Source organism: Immundisolibacter sp. (assembly GCF_041625615.1).
GTDB lineage: Bacteria > Pseudomonadota > Gammaproteobacteria > Immundisolibacterales > Immundisolibacteraceae > Immundisolibacter.
This window is the reverse complement of sequence record NZ_JBFJTF010000198.1, coordinates 1-3134: the sequence shown is the minus strand read 5'-3', so window position 1 is coordinate 3134 and position 3134 is coordinate 1. Positions and strand designations below refer to the sequence as shown.

Genomic DNA, 3134 nt, shown 5'->3' with positions numbered 1-3134 from the left:
CACGTCCAGCAGGTTGAAGAAGTCCTTGCGGTTCTGGCTGGCGAACGGGTAGGCGGTCCAGTCGCTGGCCGTCATGGCGTTCATGAAGGTGTTCAGCGAGCGGCGCAGCATCAGGAAGAACGGATCGCGCACCGGATAGCGACGGCTGCCGCACAGGGCGGTGTGCTCCAGGATGTGGGCGACCCCGGTCGAGTCCTGTGGCACCGTCAGGAACGCGACCAGGAACGCGTTGTTGTCGTCGGCGGCGGCCAGGTGGATGTGGCGGGCGCCGGTGACGTGGTGGCGGTACTCCTCGACCGTCAGGTTGAGCGCCGACACGCGCTCGCTGCGCACCAGTTCGAAAGCGGGATGAGTCATGCCGTTGCCGTTGCGTGGGGAAACCGTTCGCAGCGAGTTTAACAAGCCGGATGCACCGGCATGACGGCCCTCTGAAGCGCTGCCCGGCCCCTTGCACGCCGCCCCGGTCAGCCAGTGGCGCGCTGGCGCTCGGCCATCTGCCGCAGCTCGTCGATCACCGACTGCTCGTGGTCGACCAGGCCCTGCTGCCACACGTCGATGGTGTCCAGGCCGCGCGCCAGCAGCCGGGGCTTCGGCGGCGCGTCCTCGGTGAAGTGGCGCGCGCCAAAGCTCATCTCGGCCACGGTGTCCGGCCCGGCGAAGTAGAAGCCGACCGAGGTCGACGGCGCGTGTCGCAGCAGGTCCATGGTGATCGGGTAGCCGAGCTTGCGCACGGCAGCACGCGCCCGCATGACGTCATCCAGCCCCGGCGGCTGGAAGCAGATGTGGTTCAGCCCGCGGGCCGCGCCACCGAAGCCGCCGACGCCGATGCCGTGGTGCCAGCCGTTTTTCATGTGCAGGAAACACACGTCGCGCTCGACCCAGTCGGACTCGCGCATGCCGAGCACGTCGCGGTAGAAGGCGGTCGCCTGTACGGTGTCCCCCGCCGCCAGCACCACGTGCTGGATGTCCAGCAGCTGCACCGCGCGCGGGGTCGGCGGCGTCGGCATGGCCACCATGTCGCAGTACAGTTCGAGCGGGTTGCCGGCCGGGTCGCTGAAACGCAGGTAGCGGTCGACGCGTGCGGTGTCCAGGCCGTCACCGGCCTCGAAGGCAACGCCAAGCGCCTTCAGCCGCCCCTCGAACGCGTCCAGTTCGGCGCGGCTCTCCACCTCCAGTGCCACCCGCTCCAGTCCCGGGTCGGCCGAGGGTTCGAGCACCAGCCAGTGGTGCTCCAGCCCGCCGCGCAGGTACACCCGCCCCTCCAGGCGGGCGCTCACGTCCAGCGGCACGGCGCGGGTCCAGAAGGCCAGCGACTCGTCGAGGTCCTTCACCCGCAGGTGAACGTAGCCCAGACGCGTCGGACACAGGCGGAAATCGGACATGGGGGAGTTCCTCACACGATGATGCTGACGGTGCCCACCGGCCGCAGGCCCGGCATGGCCAGGATGGCGCGGCGCCGGATGAACCTGAGCGCCCCGCCGTCGCTGACCAGGCGCAGTTCGTAGCGGCCGACGAACGGATCCTGCAGGCCGTGGCGGGTACGGGCGATCAGAAACGCCGCGGTCACCGCCAGCGCACCGTCCTGCTCACCGTGCAGGAGCACATTGGTGACCAGGCGCTGGGTGCGCGAGTGCGGCTGCTCGGCATGGCCCTGCGGCAGGTTGAAGCGCTTGACCCGAAAGCACAGCTGGCGGTAGTCGTCGTCGATCAGGTACAGGCTGTTCACCGGATCGCCGTCCGGGCGGTCGGTGCTCGGCACCTGGTAGCGTGCCTGCGGACTGAACAGCCCAAGCCATTCGTCCAACTGCCAGGTGTCCAGCAGCCACGCCTCGCGTGCCAGGAAGGTCTCGACCTCGGCGCGGGTGATGTCCTGCACGTTCATGCGGCCTCCGTGAACTGCTGCACGCCCAGGTGGTCGCGCCAGGCATTGAAGAAGGCACGCATCATGAAATCCGACTCACCCGGGCGGGTGAAGCCGCCGGCCAGTTCCGCGGCAATGCCCTTGGAATAGTTGATCCACGGCGCCTCGCGGTAGCTGGCGTAGCCGCGCTGGGACGCCTCCATGCCTTCGATGTCGTCCGGCGTGGCGAACCCGCCCGGCCCCAGGAAGGTCAGGAACTGTTCGTTTCGCAGGTGCGCCAGCTCGGGTGGATCGTCCGCCGGGCACAGCTGCCAGGCGCTGACCTCCATGTAGCCGGCGCTGATCGGCTCGGCCACGCGGATGGTGGTGCCCATGATGTCGTTGATGATCAGGTTCGGGAAAATCACCAGGTTGCGGTTCTTGCGCGCGATGCGGTCGCCCAGGTCCGGCCCCAGGCGCGCGATCAGTTCCTGTCGGCGGGTGGCGATCTGCGCGTTGACGGCGTCGCTCCAGGCCGGGTCGGGCTTGCCCTGCGGACGGCCCCACGGCGCCTCGTACTCGAACACCGTGTGGCCGTTGCCCAGGTGCGCTTCGTGGAAGTCGCGGATCGGCTCCTTCATCTCGCTGCCGCGCTCGCGCAGGTACTGCAGATACGTGACGTGGGTCGGCATGAAGTGATTGCCATCGATCACGTTGACCGGCAGCATCTTCCAGTTGGCGCGCGTCGCGTACACGTGGGTGCCCGGCAACACCCGCATGCCGGCGGCGCTGGTCTGGCACAGGATGTCCAGGTACTGCGCGGCGCCGGCCAGGTAAGCCGTGAGATCGTCGCGGCGGGCAAAGCTGACGAAGGTGAACCCGCGGTAGCTGGCCTGGCTGGGCGGCGCGATCAGGCCCTCGTCGGCCTTGTCGAACTGCGGCCCGAAGGCCGCCTCGCCCGGCACCTCCAGCAGCCTGCCGTCGTGGTCGAACACCCAGCCGTGATAGGCGCACGGGAAGTGGCGGCGGTTGCCGAACTCTTCCCGGCACACCTTGGCGCCGTTGTGGGTGCAGGTGTTCAGGAACACCCGCGCCGCGCCGTCGCTGCCGCGCACGAACAGCAGTGGCCGGCCCGCCACCGTGCGGCTGACGAAGTCGCCCGGCTGCGAAATTTCCGTCTCGTGGCCGACGTACAGCCACAGGCCGCCGTACACGGCCTCCATCTCGCGGGCGAACAGGCGCGGGTCGACGAAGGCCCGCTTGTTGACCAGGTAGCGGTGCGCCTGCGGCGTGT

At 68.9% G+C, this 3134-nt stretch carries 4 protein-coding genes; all 4 read right to left on the bottom strand.

What is annotated here, in order from left to right; all coding sequences use genetic code 11:
- Positions 1–357 (bottom strand): insulinase family protein (locus ABYX71_RS11330; protein ID WP_372696604.1); only part of this gene is annotated, 357 nt, incomplete at its 3' end.
- Positions 358–464: 107 nt separating this feature from the next.
- The gene (locus tag ABYX71_RS11325) at positions 465–1382 is read right to left on the bottom strand and encodes a VOC family protein (protein WP_372696603.1); all 918 of its coding nucleotides are present in this window, start codon (positions 1380–1382) and stop codon (positions 465–467) included.
- An 11-nt stretch (positions 1383–1393) separates the two neighbouring features.
- Complete coding sequence (locus ABYX71_RS11320; protein ID WP_372696602.1) at positions 1394–1882, bottom strand: aromatic-ring-hydroxylating dioxygenase subunit beta; 489 nt, start codon at positions 1880–1882, stop codon at positions 1394–1396.
- Positions 1879–3134, bottom strand: a 1256-nt coding sequence (locus ABYX71_RS11315; protein ID WP_372696601.1) for an aromatic ring-hydroxylating dioxygenase subunit alpha, incomplete at its 5' end; no start/stop codon positions are given. The genes ABYX71_RS11315 and ABYX71_RS11320, both read right to left, overlap by 4 nt.